The 356-nt window shown below is 39.0% G+C and carries 1 protein-coding gene; it reads left to right on the top strand.

Annotation, left to right across the window (positions count from 1 at the left end; translation table 11 throughout):
* Positions 1 to 356: hypothetical protein (locus tag RCF13_RS23650; protein ID WP_308141602.1), on the top strand; the 356-nt coding region annotated here is incomplete at both ends.

The raw sequence follows: 356 nt of genomic DNA, 5'->3' as shown, positions 1-356 counted from the left end.
TACAACTGCAGAAAAGACTAAATTAAATGGTATACAAGCAGGAGCACAGGTCAATACAGTAACATCTGTCGCAGGTAGAACGGGAGCGATCACATTAGCAAAAGGTGATGTGCAGCTGGGTAATATACAAAACTATCCAATTGCAACACAAGCACAGGCAGAGGCAGGTACAGCAGATAACGTATATATGACATCTCTAAAAGTTGCACAAGCTATAGCTAAATTAGGGGTAAGAATTGCCACTGGCACTTATGTCGGAAACGATACATCTAATAGGGTGATTAATATTGGATTCACGCCCAAAGTAATTTTAGTAAGTGCAAATATTGGATACAATGCATTTGCTATAGCTACTT

This window comes from Stenotrophomonas maltophilia group sp. RNC7 (assembly GCF_030910085.1).
Lineage (GTDB): Bacteria > Pseudomonadota > Gammaproteobacteria > Xanthomonadales > Xanthomonadaceae > Stenotrophomonas > Stenotrophomonas sepilia.
This window is presented reverse-complemented; position numbering and strand designations above follow the sequence as displayed.